The sequence below is a fragment of the Streptococcus suis genome, from assembly GCF_002960445.1.
In the GTDB taxonomy this organism is placed as follows: Bacteria; Bacillota; Bacilli; order Lactobacillales; family Streptococcaceae; genus Streptococcus; species Streptococcus hyiners.
This window is the reverse complement of sequence record NZ_POJD01000291.1, coordinates 1-387: the sequence shown is the minus strand read 5'-3', so window position 1 is coordinate 387 and position 387 is coordinate 1. Positions and strand designations below refer to the sequence as shown.

1 protein-coding gene is annotated in these 387 nt (G+C 37.7%); it reads left to right on the top strand.

Features of this window, described 5'->3' with window-relative positions; genetic code table 11:
- Positions 1–37: 37 nt before the first annotated feature.
- On the top strand, positions 38–387 hold a 350-nt coding region (locus tag C1G53_RS10350; RefSeq protein ID WP_105118597.1), incomplete at its 3' end, for a DUF3278 domain-containing protein.

Genomic DNA, 387 nt, shown 5'->3' with positions numbered 1-387 from the left:
CTTAATAGTCTCTTTTGGAATCAATAAGGAGTTCATCATGAAAGATATTTTTACAAAAATTCTCAATCAAGCAACCAAGGATTTTTATTCCATTAGTGGTCCCATGGATGAAATGCGTCTGCAAGAAAGCTATCGCCTCAGTAACACCATTGTCATGATTGTTTTTCCTATCCTGCTAATAGGAAATACGATTGCACTTCTTATTGCCCTACGACAACCTGAAAAAGTTGGCTTTCTGCTCCCCCTAACCAATATACTAATCATCGGTTTCACGCAAGCCTTAGCTTCCCACCTTGCCTTGAAAAATGGCATTAGTCAAAGCTATGAGGATGAAATTAATGTGACCAAGCTCAATAAATCTCTTGTAAAAAGTAGTCGTAGCACATT